Origin of the sequence: Sulfitobacter sp. M368 (assembly GCF_025141875.1) — a bacterium.
GTDB classification, from domain to species: Bacteria; Pseudomonadota; Alphaproteobacteria; order Rhodobacterales; family Rhodobacteraceae; genus Sulfitobacter; species Sulfitobacter mediterraneus_A.
In genome coordinates this window covers 2,174,110-2,191,101 of record NZ_CP081113.1, presented here as the reverse complement: position 1 = coordinate 2,191,101, position 16,992 = coordinate 2,174,110, and the positions used below count along the sequence as shown (strand labels likewise).

Below are 16,992 nucleotides of genomic sequence, written 5' to 3'. Positions count from 1 at the left end.
ATCACCAGATGCGCCGCCCTTGGCTTATTCGCGCGGCCGCGTTCAAACGCCTGAACGCAGCATGTCGCGGATCTTCACCGCCTTCTCAAAATGATCCAGCCGGTGCGTCTTGATCCACCACTCGGCCACCTCAAACAGTAATTCGGGGGTGTCGTTGCGGTTGGCAAAAAAGGCATAGAAGGACAGGCCGACCCCTTCGCCCTTTTTCGTGATCTTGTCGTCACAGACGGCGGCGGCTTTTGCGCGGAATGTCTTGTCCATCGGGGCCGCTCAGGAATTGGCCAGCGCGGCAATGATCGGCGCAAAATCCGATGCCTTAAGCGACGCTCCGCCAACCAATGCCCCGTCTACATTCTCTGCCCGAAAGATCACCTCGGCATTATCCGGTTTGACCGATCCGCCGTACAAGAGCGCAATCGCATCGCCAACCTCTGCGCCAAAGCGGGTGATGAGGCGGGCGCGGATGAAGTCATGCACCTCGATGATCTGCTCAAGCGTTGGCACCTTGCCCGTGCCGATGGCCCAGATCGGCTCATAGGCGATCACGGTGTTCGCGCCATCTGCGCCGTCCGGCAGTGATCCGGCCAACTGCCCGCCAATGATATCCAGCGTGTTGTTGGCGGCGCGATCCTCGCCGCTTTCGCCGATGCAGACGATGGCCGTCAGCCCAGAGGCCCAGGCACAGCGGGTCTTGGCGCGGATGTCGCTGTTGGTCTCTTCATGGGCGTCGCGGCGTTCGGAATGGCCGACAATGACAAAGCCTGCGCCGGTATCCGCGATCATCTCCGCAGAGATATCGCCGGTGAAGGCGCCCTTGGCCTGCATGTGACAATCCTGCGCCCCGATGGAGATGCCTTTTGGCGCAGCTTCCACGGCACGGAACAACAAGGGGGCAGGCGGACAAATCACAACTTCGGGCGCGGCTGCTGGCATGGCATTGGCCAACGCATCCAGTTCGCTCAGCGCGGCAGCGGTGCCGTTCATCTTCCAGTTTCCGGCGGCAATTTTGCGGCGCATACATCCCTCATTTGTTGTTTTGCCCGTTGTTACCACCCGGCCCGATGCGAGGCAACGCAAGGCATCCCTTGACAGGGCTGTGTGCCTCGATGCTCATGGGCGAGGGGGGATGTGTGATGATACCAAAGATTGATCTGGCCGCATTGACGGCAGGAGACAACGCCGCGCTTGAGGCGATGCAGGGTGCCGCGACGGATGTCGGCTTTGCCACCGTGTACAACACCGCGCTGACCGAGGCAAAGGTGTCAGAGGTGATCGAAACCTACCGCGCCTTTTTCAAGCTGCCTGATGCGCAAAAGGCTGCCTACGACATGGCCAAGACCGGATCCAATCGCGGCTGGGGCGCTGCGGCCTCTGAACAGGTGGACCCGGATGCCAACCCCGATTTCAAACAGGTGTTCGATTGCGGTCTGACACTGCCCGCGGACGATCCCTTGTTGGACAATCCGTTCTACGCGCCAAACCGCTGGCCGGATCAACCGGCGGCGTTTCAGGCCGTTGTGGGCGGCTATTATGAGGCCGCTTGCGTGGTCGCGATGGATGTTCTGCGCGGGGTGGCTGCGTCTATTGGCAAGCCACGCGACAGCTTTGACGATGCCTTCGAAAAACCCATGGCCCTGCTGCGCGGCAATTTTTATCCGACCCGTCCTGCGGATGCAGGTGCCAAGGATTTTGGCATTGCCACCCATACCGATTATGGCTGCCTGACCCTGCTGGCGGCAGATGGATCACCGGGGCTTGAGGTGCGCAAACGCGGAGGCGGCTGGATACCGGTTGCCGCGCCGCCGGGCGAATTTGTTATCAACTTTGGCGAGATGATGGAGTTTTGGAGCGGCGGAACCATCAAAGCGACCCCGCACCGCGTTGTGGGCGGCAGCAACGAACGCATATCGGTGCCGATGTTCTTTAACCCCACCCATGACACCAATGTCGCCCCCGAGGGCAGTGATCAGGTGATCATGGCAGGCGATCACCTGACAAAGCGTTACAACGAAACCTACGTGCATCTGCAGAAAAAGTGACAGCACAGGCCCGATATGAGGCGGAAGTGCTGCGTGTCTGGGGGGATGCGCAGGACGGGGCGCATGATCTGTGGCATTTGCGGCGGGTCTGGGCGCTGTGCCAGCGGATCGCCGGGGACCAGCGCGATGCGAACCGGGAGGTGCTGCTGGCCGCGGCGATTTTCCATGATGTGATCAACCTGCCAAAATACCACCCAAACCGCGGACAGGCCGCACGCTTGTCTGCCGATCACGCGGTCCAATTTCTGGCTCAGGACTTCGACGAAACCGCATTGGATGCCATCCATCACGCGATCCTTGCGCATAGTTTCTCCGCCAAGGTACCCGCCACCACACTGGAGGCGCAGATATTGCAGGATGCGGATCGGTTGGAAGCATTGGGCGCCATCGGGATTGCCCGGTGTTTCAACGTTTCAGGCCAGATCGGGCGTGATCTGTTCGACGGGGCGGACCCTTTGGCAAGGGATCGCCCTTTGGACGACACCGCATTTGCGTTGGATCATTTTGAGGTGAAATTGTTCAAGGTCGCCGCGCAGCTTCATACCAAAACGGCCCGCGCAATCGCGGCAGATCGTATTGAATTTATGAAGAAATTTCAGCGCAGACTTGCGACGGAAGTGTCGCCAGCCTAGTTCAGAGCCGCCAGCGCCCGACGGCCCAGATCAAGCGCCAGTTCACTGTCCTCCAGAGCGGCATCCGGCAGGGAATAGTAAGGCATCGAAGAGGCCGCGCCATCCTTGCGGGTGTAGGTCCATTTGACCGCACCCATCGCTTCGAGTTCATCTGAGAAGGCACCACCGGTCGATTTGATCATGATCTGGCCATCCGAATGCAGAAGGGCAAAGATCACCCCCTCTGAATAGATCCCCATGCCGCCAAACATCCGGCGGGTGGTCAGATCCGGCAGCTCTTCAAACAGTTCGGTGGCAAAGGCGATATCACCGGCGCTCAGGCTCACTTGGCGAACAGGGTTTCGTCGAACTTGATCGACTCGCCGCAACCGCATGCCTCTGAAACATTGGGGTTGTTGAACTTGAAACCGGATTCCAACAGCGTGGTTTCATAGTCGATCTCGGTGCCGAACAAGAACATCTGCGCCATCGGTGCGATCATCACGCAGGCACCGTCCTGGGTGACAACCTCATCGTTGGGATCGGCCGTATCGACGTATTCCATGGTGTATTCCATGCCCGCACAGCCACCCTTTTTGACCCCGATCCGCAGGCCTGCATGGCCCGCCGATTTCATCAGCTTGGTGATTTGCGCCGCGGCCTTGGGTGTGATGGTAACGGCTTGCTTGCCGGGAATGCCGAACATGGTGTGATCTCCTGCTTGGCCTCAAGATAGGAGGCCCGATGCAATATCTCAAGCGGCGCGGGGCAAAGCTTTGCGCCTGTTACATAAAGCCCAGTTCGAGACGCGCCTCGTCAGACATCATGTCCATGCCCCATGGCGGCTCCCAGACCAGTTCCACATTGACCTGCTTCACACCGGGCAGGGGTTCCACCGCATCGGCCACCCAACCGGGCATTTCACCGGCGACAGGGCAACCGGGCGCTGTCAAAGACATCTTGATATCGACCTCGTTTTGGTCATTGATGTCGATGGTATAGATCAAACCCAATTCATAGATGTTGACAGGAATTTCAGGGTCATAGACCGAGCGGCAGGCCTCAACCACCTGTTCATACAAAGGATGATCGGTGCTGGACGGCGCAATCAGCGGCGTACCTTCAAGGGGTTGGGACTGGTCGGTCATATCTGCCTCGGTTCTGGTTCCTGAGTGTTTATATAGGGTTTAAGCGGGCAGGCGTCCATAGGGGCAAGCGGCAAGAACTGCGACAAATGGGGACGGAACGAGAAAATGAGCATGACGCAGCGGCCTCCGGCAAAGGTCTATGGGGACACCATCACCGATTCCACCCGTTGGCAGGCATTTGAGCCCCGCGATGGCGACATCGTGCTGTCTACGCCGCCCAAATCCGGAACGACATGGATCCAGGCGATTTTGGCGCTGCTGATCTCCGGTGATCCCGAAGTAGACGCAAAACCCAGCCTGAATGCGCCCTGGATCGACATGAGCGCCCGCGACATTGCCGAAGTGATGGAGCGGCTGGAAGCCCAGACAGGGCGGCGGCAGGTGAAGTCACACACACCTTTTGACGGGCTGCCGATCTGGGAGGCGCTGCGCTATATCTGTGTCTACCGGCATCCGATTGACGTGCATTTCTCGTTTCGCCGCCATGTCGCCAATCTGGCGCATTCCGGCACTGGTGTCAGCTTTCCTGACGATCCGGTTGAGAGTTTTTATGAATTTCTGGACGCAGACCGTTTTGATGCGGCCAGTTTGCAGATGATTGTGGATCATTACCGCAGCGCATTGGCTTTGGAAGAGGAAGGCACCGGCAACCTGCTGCGCCTGCATTATGCGGATATGTGCCGTGACCCCGAAGCCGCGATCAGTCGCATCGCCGATCACATCGGCATCACGCATCCGGCCGCACTCATGGCACGGTTGGTTGAAGCCGCATCCTTTGCCAATATGAAAGCCAACGCCGTGCGGTTTGCACCGGGCGCTGGCGTTGGTTTCTGGCATGACGACGCCGGGTTTTTCGACACGGCGTCATCCAACAAGTGGGAAGGGGTACTATCAGACAAGGATCTGGCCGCTTATCGCGCCCGGATCGCCGGAATGCTGCCGCCCAAAGAACAACGCTGGCTGGAGCAGGGCAGCAGCCTAGCCTGACTTGCGGCGGCGCACGGGCTGCGGTTTCACGCGCGCTTCTATCTCGTCATAAAGCTTGCCGACGATGTCTTTGCCTGTTGCCATCTCGATCCCCTCAAAACCGGGGGAGGAGTTTACCTCAAGCACCTTTGGCCCGCTTTCCGAGCGCAGCAGATCAACGCCAGCCTTGCCCAGCCCAAAGGCCCGCGCCGCCCGCACGGCGGTTTCGCGTTCTTCTTTGGAGATGCGCACCACCTTGGCCGATCCGCCCCGATGCAGGTTTGACCGGAAATCCCCCTCGGCCCCGGTGCGTTTCATCGCGGCCACGACCTTGCCAGCGATCACCAGACAGCGGATATCCTCACCTGCGGCCTCTTTGACAAAGTCCTGCACCAGAAAATTGGCCTTGAGCCCGCGAAAGGCGTCGATCACAGATTCGGCGGCTTTTTTGGTTTCGGCCAACACCACGCCTTTGCCTTGGGTGGATTCGAGCAGTTTCACGATCAGCGGCGCAGTGCCCACCAACCCCATCAGATTGGAGGTGTCCTTGGGCGAGGCGGCAAAGGCCGTGGTTGGCATGCCGATTTTCTTGGAGGCCAAGACCTGATGCGCGTGCAGCTTGTCGCGGCTGGCGGTGATGCCGGCGCTGCCGTTCACACAATAGGTTCCGATGGTCTCAAACTGACGGATGACTGCGGTGCCATAAGGCGTGATGGAGGCCCCGATGCGCGGGATCACAGCGTCATAGCGCGGCAGGCGTTTGCCATCATAATGCACCTCGGGGGCCATTGCATTGATCGCCATGTAACAGCGGGTCGTGTCGATCACCTCAACCACATGACCCCGCGCTTCGCCAACCTCGACAAGGCGGCGGGTAGAATAGTTGTTCTCACGGCTCAGCACGGCAATGCGCAGCGCCCGTTGTGGGGCGGTGCGGCGCACGGTGGCATCGTGATAGGCGTCATAGCTCAACTCTGGCTGCAAACGCCGTTCTGTGGCGGAAATGGAGATGTGATCGGCCAGCGCCTGACGGCCCAGGAGCATCCGGCTGGTCATACCGGCGCGGTTGGTCAGGGTGATCTCGATCGGCCATTGCTGATCGGCCACTGTCAGGGTGCTGGAAATCACATAGCGTTGCTCGGATTCGCCGTTGGAAGATGTGACCTCGCGCCGGTCCACCAGAGGGGCAGAGCAGGTGATGACAATGTCTTCGCGTCCGGCAATGGGATGCACGTTAAAGCGCACCTTGGGTTTGGCAGCGGGGCCAAACACCTCGATGTCATGGGCATGCAGGGCAGAGGTGCGCGCACCCGTGTCCACTTTGGCCTTGATGGCAGGCAGCCCCAAATCCGGCAGTGCAACCCATTCTTCCCACCCAAAGACCAATTCTTCCATCAACGTATCCTTTAGTTTTATTGAATACGCAGAGGTATCAGGCCGCCCCAGCGCGCACAAGCAGCCTGTTGATCAACTCAGTTGTCGTTGACGTCCTTGGTGACTATACGTGCGCCGCTTGACTGTTTGCGAAAGCCCAGGCGCAGGACGATCCAGCCAATCAGCGACAAAACCGCAAAGAGGGCGAGCAGGGCCGGAACGTTGATGCCCGGTGCCAACAGAACCACCCCGACCATCGCCAAGGCGCCCAGTCCGAAACCCAAGAATATGAACCCCGGCGCCAGCAATTCAACCACGCCAAGGGCCAGCGCGATGCAGATCCAGACCCACCAAAGCGAAAGATAATCCGCCATTATCCGCGTCCTTTCAGCAGTTTGAACGCATCACCGAAGGCTTCCAACGCCTGCGCGGGCACAAAGACCGTCTGGTTGCCATCGCTCTTGCCTAGAATGCTCATTGCTTCGACCTGTTTAAGCGCGATCTGGTACTGCGCCGCCTCCAACCCGTTCTCGTTGATCGCGGTGGCAACAACCTGGGTGGCGTAGGCCTCGGCCTCGGCCAATACCCGGCGTGCCTTGGCTGTCTGTTCGGAGGCATAAAGTTCGGCGTCGGCGGCCAGTTCAACCGCGCGTTTGGAGCCTTCGGCCTCGGTCACTTGCGCACGGCGGGCACGTTCGGCGTTCAGCTGTTGCATCATCGCGGCGCGGGTGGCGGCATCAAGGTTCACGTCCAGAATTTCGGCGCGGGTCACTTCGATGCCCCAATCGTCTACGGCGTCCTCGACACTGGATTTGATGGTGGTGATCAATTGGCTGCGGTTGGCCTGCACCTCGTCCAGATCCATCTTGCCGATCTCGGCCCGCACGATACCGGCCACAGTGGTGGAGATCGCACTGTCCACATCGCGGATCCGGTAGACCGTCTTTTCCGGCTCGGTGATCCGGTAGAACACCGAGGTGTCCACCTGAACCAGCACGTTGTCGCGGGTGATCGCGTCCTGACTGGCAGTGGGCAATTGACGCTCAAGGATCGAGATTTTATGGGCAATCTTGTCAATGAAAGGCACGATCATATTGATCCCCGGCCCAAGCACAGAGCGCAAGCGGCCAAAGCGTTCGACAACGTGTTGTTCGGACTGCGGAACAATCTTGACAGCCTTGACGATCAAAATGACGACCAATGCGGCCAGCAGAAGCCACGCGAGGTTGGTCTCCAAGGCGTTGATCAACAGTTGTTCAATATCCACTTGGCATACCCTTTTGGTTGAAACTTACCCTTCTATTTGTGCATTTTGCGTCCTGATTGCAAGTTTTGCAGGCTGGGTGTATCGCCAGCAATCAGATTACAAGGATGGCCGCGATGACCCGTATCACTTTTGAAAAACAAGCGCAGGATGGCAAGGCGCGGCGCGGTGTGATCCGCACCACAAGGGGCGACATCCAGACCCCGGCGTTCATGCCTGTTGGCACCGCGGCAACGGTCAAGGCGATGATGCCCGAAAGCGTGGCGGCGACGGGGGCCGATATCCTGCTGGGCAACACCTATCACCTGATGCTGCGCCCCACGGCAGAGCGGGTGGCGGCCTTGGGCGGTTTGCACAAATTCATGAATTGGTCCGGCCCGATCCTGACCGACAGCGGCGGGTTTCAGGTGATGAGCCTTGCAGGCCTGCGCAAGCTGACGGAAAAGGGCGTGACCTTCAAAAGCCACATCGACGGGTCCAAGCACGAGATCACGCCGGAACGTTCGATGGAAATTCAGGCGCTTTTGGGCAGCGACATCGTGATGTGTTTTGACGAATGCCCCGCATTGCCTGCGGATCGGGACCGGATTGCCTCCAGCATGGAATTGTCGATGCGGTGGGCGCGGCGGTCCAAGGATGCCTTTGGTGACCGTCCCGGTCATGCGCTCTTTGGAATTCAGCAAGGCGGATTGGAAGAAGACCTGCGGGCCCAAAGTGCGCAGGCGCTGCGTGAAATCGAATTTGACGGTTACGCGGTTGGTGGATTGGCCGTGGGCGAGGGGCAGGAGGCGATGTTTGGTTGCCTTGATTTTGCGCCCGATCAATTGCCAGAAGACAAGCCGCGTTACCTGATGGGGGTGGGAAAGCCCGATGACATCGTCGGCGCGGTGGCGCGCGGCATCGACATGATGGATTGCGTGCTGCCGTCCCGGTCCGGGCGTACGGGGCAGGTGTTCACACGTCACGGCGTGCTGAACATCAAGAACGCGCGGCATCAGGATGATCCGCGCCCTCTGGATGAAAACTGCAGCTGCCCGGCCTGCCGGAACTATTCACGGGCCTATCTGCACCACGTGTTCCGCAGTCAGGAAATCATCAGCTCCATGCTGCTGACATGGCACAATCTACATTACTATCAGGATATTATGGCAGGTATGCGCGAGGCGATCGCGGGCGGAACTTTTGCCGCATGGCAGGCGGATTTCCATGCCGGTCGCGCACAGGGAGACATTGACCCCCTGTGACGCATTTCTGAGGGCCGGTCAGGCCAGACGCAATTCCGGCTTTGCAGAGGTGTCCTCGTTGCCCTGTGCACGGTCCAGATCGGCGGCGTCAGAGGACAACAGGCCAACCAGCTCGTCCGTGGTCAGGGCCGTGCAGAATTCCCCGTGCATGGAAGCGACAGCCATATCATGCACCAGTTCCGGATCGTGGTCCTTGCCGTTCCGATCAATCCGGTTGCAGGTCGCGCAGGCGTCATGGGCGAGATAGACGTCAAAACCCATGTTTCCGGCCATGCGTACGGTGGTCTCTACACAGAAGTTGGTAAAGTAACCGGCCACGACCAGGCGCTGAATACCGGCCCGGCGCAGATCAACCTCCAGCGAGGTGCCGATAAAGCCCGAGTTCACGTCCTTGTTGACGATGATATCGCCTTCGGCGGTTTCAAGGCCATCAAGCTGTGCGCCGCCCGGCAGCGAAAACTTGAGCGGGCTGTCCGGCTCAATGGAATCGTGGCGGGTAAAGGCGCAGCGGCGTCCGGCGGTGCGGAAACTGCGCAGCAATTGAACCAGTTTCTCCTGACAATCAGGGTTGTTCATCCGGCCCGTTGGCCCGCCCCAATGGCTTAGGGTGTGCACGCCCTTTTGAACGTCGATCAGCAGCAATGCGGTGTCTGCTCCGAATTTTTTGATCATTGGAAAATTCTCCTTTTTTCGCCGCAAACCAACCATACGGGAAATTCCCTGTCACCCGTGACGACCGACAAAATTTGGCATTTTCGCGCCATCTGCCGTGCGCTGGCCGTTTTATTTAGTGATCAATTTGCGCAAAACCGTGGTTGCCACTGCCTGCACAGCAGGTGATGATGCGCCAAAGCCCCGTTAAGGGATTGAAACAGGCGGATCAGGTATACATATCTGGTTCTGAACAGGAGACGGCAGAGGTTGCCTACTGAGGAACCTGCACCGTCTTGCTAGAATAAGGAAAGAGCATGTTAGAGCCTTTGAACGCGTCCTACCCCGTTTTGCCGCTGCGCGATATTGTGGTGTTCCCCCATATGATTGTGCCGCTGTTTGTGGGCCGCGAGAAATCTGTACGCGCCCTCGAAGAGGTGATGGCGGACGACAAACAAATCCTGCTGTCCAGCCAGATCGATCCCGGTGACGATGATCCCGATACCGATGGTATCTTCAAGGCTGGCGTGCTGGCCAATGTGCTGCAACTGCTGAAACTGCCCGATGGCACGGTCAAGGTACTGGTCGAAGGTCAGGCGCGTGTGCGTATCACAGAATACCTTGAAAATGATGACTTTTTCGAAGCCCGCGCCGAATATCTGACGGAAATGCCGGGCGATGCGGCCACCACCGAAGCCTTGTTGCGGTCGGTCGCGGATGAGTTTGAGCGTTACGCCAAGGTCAAGAAAAACGTGCCCGATGAGGCGCTTGCCGCCGTGGGCGAAACGGCAGAGCCTGCACGCCTGGCCGACCTTGTTGCGGGCCATCTGGGCATCGAAGTGGAACAAAAGCAGGATCTGCTCGAAACGCTGTCCGTGTCCGAGCGGCTTGAGAAAGTCTACGGTCTGATGCAGGGTGAAATGTCCGTCCTGCAGGTTGAGAAAAAGATCAAAACCCGCGTGAAATCCCAGATGGAGCGGACCCAGCGCGAGTACTATCTGAACGAACAGATGAAGGCGATCCAGCAAGAGCTGGGGGACGGCGAAGACGGCAAAAACGAAGTTGCCGAACTCGAAGCCAAGATCGCCGAGACCAAGCTCAGCAAAGAGGCCAAGGAGAAGGCTGAAGCCGAGCTGAAAAAGCTTAAGAACATGAGCCCGATGTCCGCCGAGGCAACGGTTGTGCGCAACTATCTGGACTGGATGTTGTCGATCCCATGGGGCGTAAAATCCCGTGTGAAAAAGGATCTAGGCCGCGCTCAAACCGTGCTGGACGATGATCATTATGGTCTGGAAAAGGTCAAGGAACGGATCGTCGAATATCTCGCGGTGCAGCAGCGCTCCTCCAAGATGAAAGGCCCGATCATGTGCCTTGTCGGCCCTCCGGGTGTTGGTAAAACATCGCTGGGCAAATCTGTGGCCAAGGCCACGGGGCGTGAGTTTATCCGCATCAGCCTGGGCGGCGTGCGCGATGAAAGCGAGATCCGCGGTCATCGCCGGACCTACATCGGCTCGATGCCCGGCAAGATCATTCAGGCGCTGAAAAAAGCCAAGACCACCAACCCGCTTATCCTCTTGGACGAGATCGACAAGATGGGGCAGGACTTCCGTGGTGATCCGGCCTCGGCCATGCTCGAAGTGCTTGATCCGGAACAGAACTCCACCTTTGTGGATCACTACATGGAAGTCGAGTATGACCTCTCGAACGTGATGTTCCTGACCACCTCCAACAGCTACAACATGCCTGGCCCATTGCTGGACCGGATGGAGATTATCCCGCTGTCCGGCTACACCGAGGATGAAAAACGCGAGATCGCCAAACAGCATCTGGTGCAAAAGCAGATCAAGAACCACGGTCTTAAGGCCAAGGAATTCCAGATCGAGGATTCCGCGCTGACCGACATCATCCGCTATTACACCCGCGAGGCGGGCGTGCGGAATCTGGAGCGTGAAATCGCCAAGGTGGCGCGTAAGTCGCTGACCAAAATCATTAAGAAAGAGGCAGACGCTGTGGTGGTTTCTGCCGACAATCTTGATGAATTCCTTGGTGTACGTAAACACCGCTATGGTCTGGCTGAAAAAGAAGACCAAGTGGGCGTTGTGACCGGTCTGGCCTACACGTCGGTGGGCGGTGAGCTTCTCCAGATCGAAGCATTGCGCCTGCCGGGCAAGGGCCGGATGAAAACCACGGGTAAGCTGGGCGATGTGATGAAAGAAAGCATCGACGCGGCCAGTTCCTATGTGCGCTCCATCTCGCCGCAGATCGGGGTCAAGCCGCCGAAGTTCGACGTGCTGGACATCCACGTGCACGTGCCCGATGGGGCAACGCCAAAGGATGGCCCGTCGGCGGGTCTCGCCATGGTCACCTCCATTGTTTCAGTTCTGACGCAGATCCCTGTGCGCAAAGATATCGCCATGACGGGTGAAGTGTCCCTGCGTGGAAATGCGATGCCCATTGGCGGGCTCAAGGAGAAACTGCTTGCGGCCCTGCGCGGCGGGATCACCACGGTTCTGATCCCGACCGAGAATGAAAAAGACCTGCCGGATATCCCCGACAACGTCAAAGAGGGGCTGACCATCATTCCGGTCAGCCATGTCTCCGAGGTGCTGGAGCAAGCCTTGGTGTCAAAGCCTGAGGCGATTGAATGGGATCAAGAGGCCGAAGATGCCGCCGCAGCGGCTGCTGTGGCGCCCAAATCCGGAGCAGGGGACAGCGCGACCGCGCATTGATCCCGATGTGTTCCAAGTAAACGAAAAAAGCGCCCTGTGATGACAGCAGGGCGCTTTTCTTTTGCTGGTGGATTGATCCTAAAGATCAGTCGCCAAGTGCCGGAATGGCCAGCAGAACTGCCAGCATGGCAACCATGGCGGTGCCGCTGCTGCTGCCCTCTGCATCGGTAACAACCACAGGCTCTTCGACAACGGGATCGGCAAGCGATCCGGCCTGTGCCGCAGATGTAAATGTGGCCGCCGCCAGGGCAACCGCGCAAATTGTGCTTTTCTTCATCATTTTTCCCCAAGTCTGAAACACCGCCCCATGTTACCGACAATGCCGCGCCGAGCAAGGGATACTGGCTTAATTCATCAATATCTGGTATCGGTAAACACAACGATAACAACCTATCAACGGGGCAAACTGAGCATGACATCATCCAAGCCTGCGAAAGCAGTGACAAAATCCGCCGCAAGCGCGGTGAAACCGGCCGTCAAGAAAACCCTGGCAAAAGCCGCGCCGCCGATATCTGCGGTTGCCGGAAAAACGCCCATTTCAGCCAAAACCGCCACGCCAGCGGTCGTAGACGCGCCGCAACCTGTGGTGCTTGGTCCGATGTTGCGCAAAAAAGAGCTGATCGAAAAAGTTGTCGACCGGGCCGGCATCAAAAAGAAAGACGCAAAGCCGGTGATTGAGGCCATGCTTGCGGTGCTTGGCGAGGCGCTCACCGAGCATCGCGAGATCAATCTGCCGGACCTGGGCCGTATCAAGGTGCGTAAGGAAAAGATGCTGCCCAACGGCCGTGTGATGATCACCAAGATCCGTCAACCCCTTGGCAGCACGACCAAAAAAACGCCTGACACTTCTGAATAGATCCCGCGCGGCCAGTTTTTCCAACTCGGCCCTTGCAAGGCCGGGCCCAATTGGCTACTCCGCCGCGCAAGGGTGATTAGCTCAGTGGTAGAGCGCTTCGTTCACATCGAAGATGTCAGGAGTTCAAATCTCTTATCACCCACCATCTTTCTTTGGTTGTCTTTTCTAGATAAGCCTTACAAGGCTGTTGGCCTGACCGACGTCCGCCCGCTACGCGGCCAGTCTGGGTCAGGAGTTCAAATCTCTTATCACCCACCATTCCCTTCCCGCCGTTTCTGATGCATCAAACGGGCATCCAATTCTAAACGGCAGATCCCATGACAAATAACTATCCGAAAATCTGGTTCCTGCGCCACGGGCAGACAGAGTGGAACCGCGAGTTCCGCCTGCAGGGGCAGTTGGATTCGCCGCTGACCCGACAAGGCCAAGTCGAAGCGGCGCGCCAGGCCAGGATCATGCCGGAAATTCTGGCCCAGAATCCGGCAATCTATGCCTCGCCCCTCGGGCGGGTCCGCCAAACGGCGCAGATCGCATTAGGCGATGTGCCGCGGCAGGAAGATGCGCGGTTGATGGAAATTCACGCGGGTAGATGGCAGGGGATGACCCGCACCGAAATTCTGGCTGACCGCCCCGAATGGGCCGCACAATCGCCCACGCCGCTTGAGATCTACGAGGCGGCCGACGGGGGGGAGGGGCTGGCCGCCTTTCATGCCCGGATTGTCGATTTTCTGAACGATCTTACCGGACCAAGCGTGATTGTGGCCCATGGTCTGTTGGGGCAGGTGCTGCGGGCGGAGGTTTGCGGGCTGCCCATCGATCAGGCGGGCAATCTGTCGAACTTGCAAGGCTGCGTCTATCTGCTTGAAAACGGTCAGGAAACGGTGCTTGAGGCGCCGGAGTGAACTCTGCGCCGCCGCTTTATATTCTGCGCCACGGCGAGACAGAATGGAATGCAACGGGCCGGTTGCAGGGGCGGTTTGATTCGCCCTTGACCAAGGCCGGGCGTGCACAAGCCGAGGCGCAAAGAGAGATCCTGCAAGTCAATGATCTGACCGGCTTTTCCGCCATCAGCAGCCCGCAGGGCCGCGCGGTGCAAACCGCTCGCATTGCCTGCGCGGGCCTCATCGATCCCATTGCAACCGACCCCGCGTTGAGCGAAATTGGCCTCGGCGATTGGGCGGGCGGCATCCGCGCAGATCTGATCCAAAGCTCCGGCGCGAGTGATGGTTTTGACCTTTACGAACTGGCCCCCAATGGCGAGGGATTTGCCGCCCTGCATGCCCGCTGCCACCGCTTTCTAAGCGGCCTGACCGACCCAGCGGTTCTGATCACCCATGGCATCACATCGCGTATGCTGCGGCTGATCCTGACGGGCCGCCCGATCAGAGATCTGCGCGATATGGCGGGCGGGCAGGGCGTTGTTTTTTACCTTGAGAACGGAAAACAAAAAAGGTTGGATTTAGGGGCTTGAACCCCCCTTCGACCTTGCGCTAAGAGAGCGCACGGCGGGTCGTTAGCTCAGTTGGTAGAGCGCTTCGTTTACACCGAAGATGTCGGGAGTTCGAGCCTCTCACGACCCACCATTTACTCTCTCTTTTTGTCGTGTCTTATTCATTCAGTTAGCAAAGCTGACCGAACTTGTCAGATGTCGGGTATGAGCCCATAGGAGACGTTGATAAGATAAAATGAGGGTCACGCCCAACGCTGGGTGCGTGGGGTTTTTTAGGATGATGGTTCTGGGTCCAAAGATACTGTCAGATATAGCGCATGAATTGCCAAATCGGAGATTTGGCAGCGCCCGAACCGCCCCGTTTTGCCAAAGGCAAACCTACGGTTTGACGGGGCGGGCGCTTTGCTTCCCGCCTCTCGGTTCGGGCGCGGTGGAAATTGTTGCGCAGCAAAGTCCCGCCTGATCGCCATCCTGAGGCCGCTAGCCTACAGGAATTTGCGCGACATTGTCAGATGTTGGCTCAGAGCCCTTTCTGACCTGTTGTTGTAGCCCGAATGGCAATAAGAATTATCAGTTCATTGTGTCGAGGGTAGAATGGAAAACAAATACACCGATAATATTGTCGAACACGCATTTTTCGGGATCGACGAAAACATCCCCGCTGATCGAACGACCGTCGTATACTTAAGAGACCTGATGAAGGTTCATGCAACTCTTGCAGAACTAATACAGTTCTTCCATCAACCCCTCCATATGCAAACACTTGAAGACGTTGAAAAATATTTGGGGACGCTCGAGACTAATGGCGCTTACAAGCTTATGACGTTAGCTCACCACGACATAATGAGCCGCATGCTCCCCAGTGACATGGAGGCGCTGATTGAAGGAAGTGCTTTGGATGCACCGAATAGCCCCCACTATTTTGAAGAATAGGAAACTATGCAGGTTCATTTCCAAGGACACCACTAGCCCAGTAACACTGTCCGTGCTGTCTTTCAGGCGTGTGGTAGATGGTCGCTTTGTCCACAAAGCCGACATTGGCTTCCGCTTCTTCGCTTTACCCGCGCATACCTGAATGCGGGCAATGGTCATCTCTCATCCCTTTCAAGTGTCGGTATGAGTATGATCGAACAATCGCAATCAGGCCCAAATCCTAGATTTCAGTTATTGGACTTTCTGGCGCAAAACTGCGGTGTGCATCCTGTCCCTTTGCGGAAAGAATGGATGAAATGGGATTGATCGGCATAGGACCAGACCACCCTTCGGTTCAAGGCTTGCCGCAAAGCGGTGTGGAATGTCGATCTTTGGCGATACCTGCCCCCACAAGGAGGGTCATTTGCAACGCCGCATAGCCCGGGCAAACTTTCTTCATAAATCTGCATTTTTGCGGCTTGACCCTGTGCCCATGCAGCCATAGAACCACCAAGCGCTTCGGGGGAACCTGAGGTCGCAGCAGCGGGCGGTTGTAGCTCAGTTGGTTAGAGTGCCGGCCTGTCACGCCGGAGGTCGCGGGTTCGAGCCCCGTCAACCGCGCCATTGCTGCTTGAAAAAGGGTCCTCGTTGAGGGCCCTTTTTTCTTGGCTGATTTCTTTGACAAATTTCCGTGCAAACGCGCTTGACGGCCCTGCGCAACTCTCTTATGTCGCTCCTCACGCGGTTGTAGCTCAGCTGGTTAGAGTGCCGGCCTGTCACGCCGGAGGTCGCGGGTTCGAGCCCCGTCAACCGCGCCACTATCCTGAAATAGGGTCCTCACCAGAGGGCCCTTTTTTCGTTTCAGGTCAGGGTGTTGCAGCGGTGAGGAATGCCAACAGCGCCTCGGTGGTTTCCTGTGGATATTCATCAACAAAGAAATGCCCGCCCGGCACCGGCGCGGCGGTGATATCGCGCAAACGGGCCTCCCATGTGGCAGGTACGTTATAAGCTTTGCCCATTGCGCCATCCGCGCCGTACATCACCAGCGCGGGGCAGGTGACTTGCCGGTCCAGATCCGCCGCGTCGAGGACAAAATCATGATCCAGCGCGGCGCGGTAGTCGGCGCACATGCCCCGGATCGCCTCGGGGTCGCGCCATGCGTCGCGATAGGCGTCCAGCGCGGCTGGGTCGAAATCGGACAGCTTGGTTGCACCCCATCCCTTCAGGCAGCTCTCGAAATAGGCGTCAGGGTCATGGCCGATCATGGTTTCGGGAAACGGCGCGGGCTGAGCGAGAAAAAACCAGTGATAATAAGCGCGTGCCACCTGCTGCGACAGTTGATCAAGCAGCAGATGGGTCGGCACGATATCCATCACCGTCAGGCTTTGCACCGCGTCAGGGGCATCCAGTGCCATCCGGTGCGCCGTGCGCCCGCCACGATCATGACCGACAAGGTGAAACCGGTCAAACCCCAGATCGCGCATCAGCGCCAGGGGATCGGCGGCCATATGGCGAAAGCTGTAGTTTTCGGTGCCCTGCGGCTTGCCGCTTTGGCCATAGCCGCGCAGATCGGGGGCAATCACTGTGAACTGCGCCGCCAATGCAGGGGCCACCGCGTGCCACATGGCATGGGTCTGCGGAAAACCATGCAGCAGCAACAGCGGCGGCCCATCACCGCCCCGTGCATAATGAACCTGCTGCCCGTTGGCGGTCACGGTCTGGCTTTCGAACCCTTGAATAATGGTCAT

The 16,992-nt window shown here is 58.2% G+C and carries 20 protein-coding genes and 4 tRNA genes; 13 read left to right on the top strand and 11 right to left on the bottom strand.

Going from position 1 to position 16,992, the window contains the following annotated elements; all coding sequences use genetic code 11:
* Nucleotides 1-42: 42 nt before the first annotated feature.
* On the bottom strand, nt 43-261 hold the full coding sequence (locus tag K3754_RS10985; protein WP_259937227.1) for a DUF6500 family protein: 219 nt from the start codon (nt 259-261) through the stop codon (nt 43-45).
* A 9-nt stretch (nt 262-270) separates the two neighbouring features.
* Nucleotides 271-1,017: a triose-phosphate isomerase gene (gene tpiA / locus K3754_RS10980; RefSeq protein WP_259937226.1), complete on the bottom strand. Its 747-nt coding sequence runs from the start codon at nt 1,015-1,017 to the stop codon at nt 271-273.
* A gap of 116 nt (nt 1,018-1,133) precedes the next feature.
* Here tpiA and K3754_RS10975 point away from each other — a divergent pair, with 116 nt between their 5' ends.
* Nucleotides 1,134-2,039: an isopenicillin N synthase family oxygenase gene (locus tag K3754_RS10975; protein WP_259937224.1), complete on the top strand. Its 906-nt coding sequence runs from the start codon at nt 1,134-1,136 to the stop codon at nt 2,037-2,039.
* The gene (locus tag K3754_RS10970) at nt 2,036-2,671 is read left to right on the top strand and encodes an HD domain-containing protein (protein ID WP_259937223.1); all 636 of its coding nucleotides are present in this window, start codon (nt 2,036-2,038) and stop codon (nt 2,669-2,671) included. Before K3754_RS10975 ends, K3754_RS10970 begins: the two co-directional genes overlap by 4 nt.
* Here the strand turns inward: K3754_RS10970 and K3754_RS10965 are convergent.
* The 3 genes from K3754_RS10965 to K3754_RS10955 form a co-directional block, all read right to left on the bottom strand.
* Entirely contained in the window at nt 2,668-2,997 is a 330-nt protein-coding gene (locus K3754_RS10965) for a TfoX/Sxy family protein (RefSeq protein WP_203211029.1), read from the bottom strand. The genes K3754_RS10970 and K3754_RS10965 overlap by 4 nt on opposite strands.
* The gene (locus K3754_RS10960; RefSeq protein WP_203211030.1) at nt 2,994-3,356 is read right to left on the bottom strand and encodes an iron-sulfur cluster assembly accessory protein; all 363 of its coding nucleotides are present in this window, start codon (nt 3,354-3,356) and stop codon (nt 2,994-2,996) included. The genes K3754_RS10965 and K3754_RS10960 overlap by 4 nt, the downstream gene beginning before the upstream one ends.
* 79 nt (nt 3,357-3,435) lie before the next feature.
* Complete coding sequence (locus K3754_RS10955) at nt 3,436-3,798, bottom strand: SUF system Fe-S cluster assembly protein (RefSeq protein WP_025048257.1); 363 nt, start codon at nt 3,796-3,798, stop codon at nt 3,436-3,438.
* Between the two features lie 105 nt (nt 3,799-3,903).
* Between K3754_RS10955 and K3754_RS10950 the strand changes: the two genes are divergently transcribed.
* Nucleotides 3,904-4,785 (top strand): sulfotransferase domain-containing protein, encoded by an 882-nt coding sequence (locus K3754_RS10950; RefSeq protein ID WP_259937222.1) that lies wholly within the window; start codon nt 3,904-3,906, stop codon nt 4,783-4,785.
* Here K3754_RS10950 and rimK read toward each other — a convergent pair.
* From rimK to K3754_RS10935, 3 genes are all read right to left on the bottom strand, one after another.
* The gene (gene rimK / locus K3754_RS10945) at nt 4,777-6,159 is read right to left on the bottom strand and encodes a 30S ribosomal protein S6--L-glutamate ligase (protein ID WP_259937220.1); all 1,383 of its coding nucleotides are present in this window, start codon (nt 6,157-6,159) and stop codon (nt 4,777-4,779) included. The genes K3754_RS10950 and rimK overlap by 9 nt on opposite strands.
* 77 nt (nt 6,160-6,236) lie before the next feature.
* Nucleotides 6,237-6,512: an NfeD family protein gene (locus K3754_RS10940; RefSeq protein WP_203211033.1), complete on the bottom strand. Its 276-nt coding sequence runs from the start codon at nt 6,510-6,512 to the stop codon at nt 6,237-6,239.
* Complete coding sequence (locus K3754_RS10935; RefSeq protein ID WP_203211034.1) at nt 6,512-7,405, bottom strand: SPFH domain-containing protein; 894 nt, start codon at nt 7,403-7,405, stop codon at nt 6,512-6,514. Before K3754_RS10935 ends, K3754_RS10940 begins: the two co-directional genes overlap by 1 nt.
* A 113-nt stretch (nt 7,406-7,518) precedes the next feature.
* Between K3754_RS10935 and tgt the strand changes: the two genes are divergently transcribed.
* The gene (gene tgt / locus K3754_RS10930; RefSeq protein WP_203211035.1) at nt 7,519-8,646 is read left to right on the top strand and encodes a tRNA guanosine(34) transglycosylase Tgt; all 1,128 of its coding nucleotides are present in this window, start codon (nt 7,519-7,521) and stop codon (nt 8,644-8,646) included.
* 18 nt (nt 8,647-8,664) lie between these two features.
* Here the strand turns inward: tgt and K3754_RS10925 are convergent, their stop codons facing one another.
* Nucleotides 8,665-9,318 carry an isochorismatase family protein gene (locus tag K3754_RS10925; protein WP_203211036.1) on the bottom strand — a complete coding sequence of 218 codons (654 nt, stop codon included), beginning with the start codon at nt 9,316-9,318 and terminating at the stop codon, nt 8,665-8,667.
* 296 nt (nt 9,319-9,614) lie between these two features.
* Here K3754_RS10925 and lon point away from each other — a divergent pair, with 296 nt between their 5' ends.
* A complete protein-coding gene (gene lon, locus K3754_RS10920) occupies nt 9,615-12,026 on the top strand; it encodes an endopeptidase La (protein ID WP_259937212.1) in 2,412 nt (803 codons plus the stop codon).
* Between the two features lie 85 nt (nt 12,027-12,111).
* On the opposite strand, the gene K3754_RS10915 is transcribed toward lon, so the two are convergent.
* Entirely contained in the window at nt 12,112-12,303 is a 192-nt protein-coding gene (locus tag K3754_RS10915; RefSeq protein ID WP_203211038.1) for a hypothetical protein, read from the bottom strand.
* A gap of 135 nt (nt 12,304-12,438) precedes the next feature.
* On the opposite strand from K3754_RS10915, the gene K3754_RS10910 reads away from it, so the two are divergent.
* The 8 genes from K3754_RS10910 to K3754_RS10875 all read left to right on the top strand — a co-directional run bounded on the left by K3754_RS10910 (nt 12,439) and on the right by K3754_RS10875 (nt 16,062).
* Nucleotides 12,439-12,882 carry an HU family DNA-binding protein gene (locus tag K3754_RS10910; protein ID WP_259937209.1) on the top strand — a complete coding sequence of 148 codons (444 nt, stop codon included), beginning with the start codon at nt 12,439-12,441 and terminating at the stop codon, nt 12,880-12,882.
* Nucleotides 12,883-12,952: 70 nt separating this feature from the next.
* A tRNA-Val gene (locus K3754_RS10905) sits at nt 12,953-13,027 on the top strand.
* Nucleotides 13,028-13,199: 172 nt separating this feature from the next.
* Nucleotides 13,200-13,784 carry a histidine phosphatase family protein gene (locus K3754_RS10900; protein ID WP_259937207.1) on the top strand — a complete coding sequence of 195 codons (585 nt, stop codon included), beginning with the start codon at nt 13,200-13,202 and terminating at the stop codon, nt 13,782-13,784.
* Nucleotides 13,781-14,353 (top strand): histidine phosphatase family protein, encoded by a 573-nt coding sequence (locus K3754_RS10895; protein WP_259937205.1) that lies wholly within the window; start codon nt 13,781-13,783, stop codon nt 14,351-14,353. The genes K3754_RS10900 and K3754_RS10895 overlap by 4 nt, the downstream gene beginning before the upstream one ends.
* A gap of 36 nt (nt 14,354-14,389) precedes the next feature.
* A tRNA-Val gene (locus tag K3754_RS10890) sits at nt 14,390-14,465 on the top strand.
* 461 nt (nt 14,466-14,926) lie between these two features.
* Nucleotides 14,927-15,265 carry a hypothetical protein gene (locus tag K3754_RS10885; protein ID WP_259937204.1) on the top strand — a complete coding sequence of 113 codons (339 nt, stop codon included), beginning with the start codon at nt 14,927-14,929 and terminating at the stop codon, nt 15,263-15,265.
* A 526-nt stretch (nt 15,266-15,791) separates the two neighbouring features.
* Nucleotides 15,792-15,868: transfer RNA gene (locus K3754_RS10880), tRNA-Asp, on the top strand.
* Nucleotides 15,869-15,985: 117 nt separating this feature from the next.
* Nucleotides 15,986-16,062, top strand: a tRNA-Asp gene (locus K3754_RS10875).
* A gap of 48 nt (nt 16,063-16,110) precedes the next feature.
* Here the strand turns inward: K3754_RS10875 and K3754_RS10870 are convergent.
* A complete protein-coding gene (locus K3754_RS10870; protein WP_259937203.1) occupies nt 16,111-16,992 on the bottom strand; it encodes an alpha/beta fold hydrolase in 882 nt (293 codons plus the stop codon).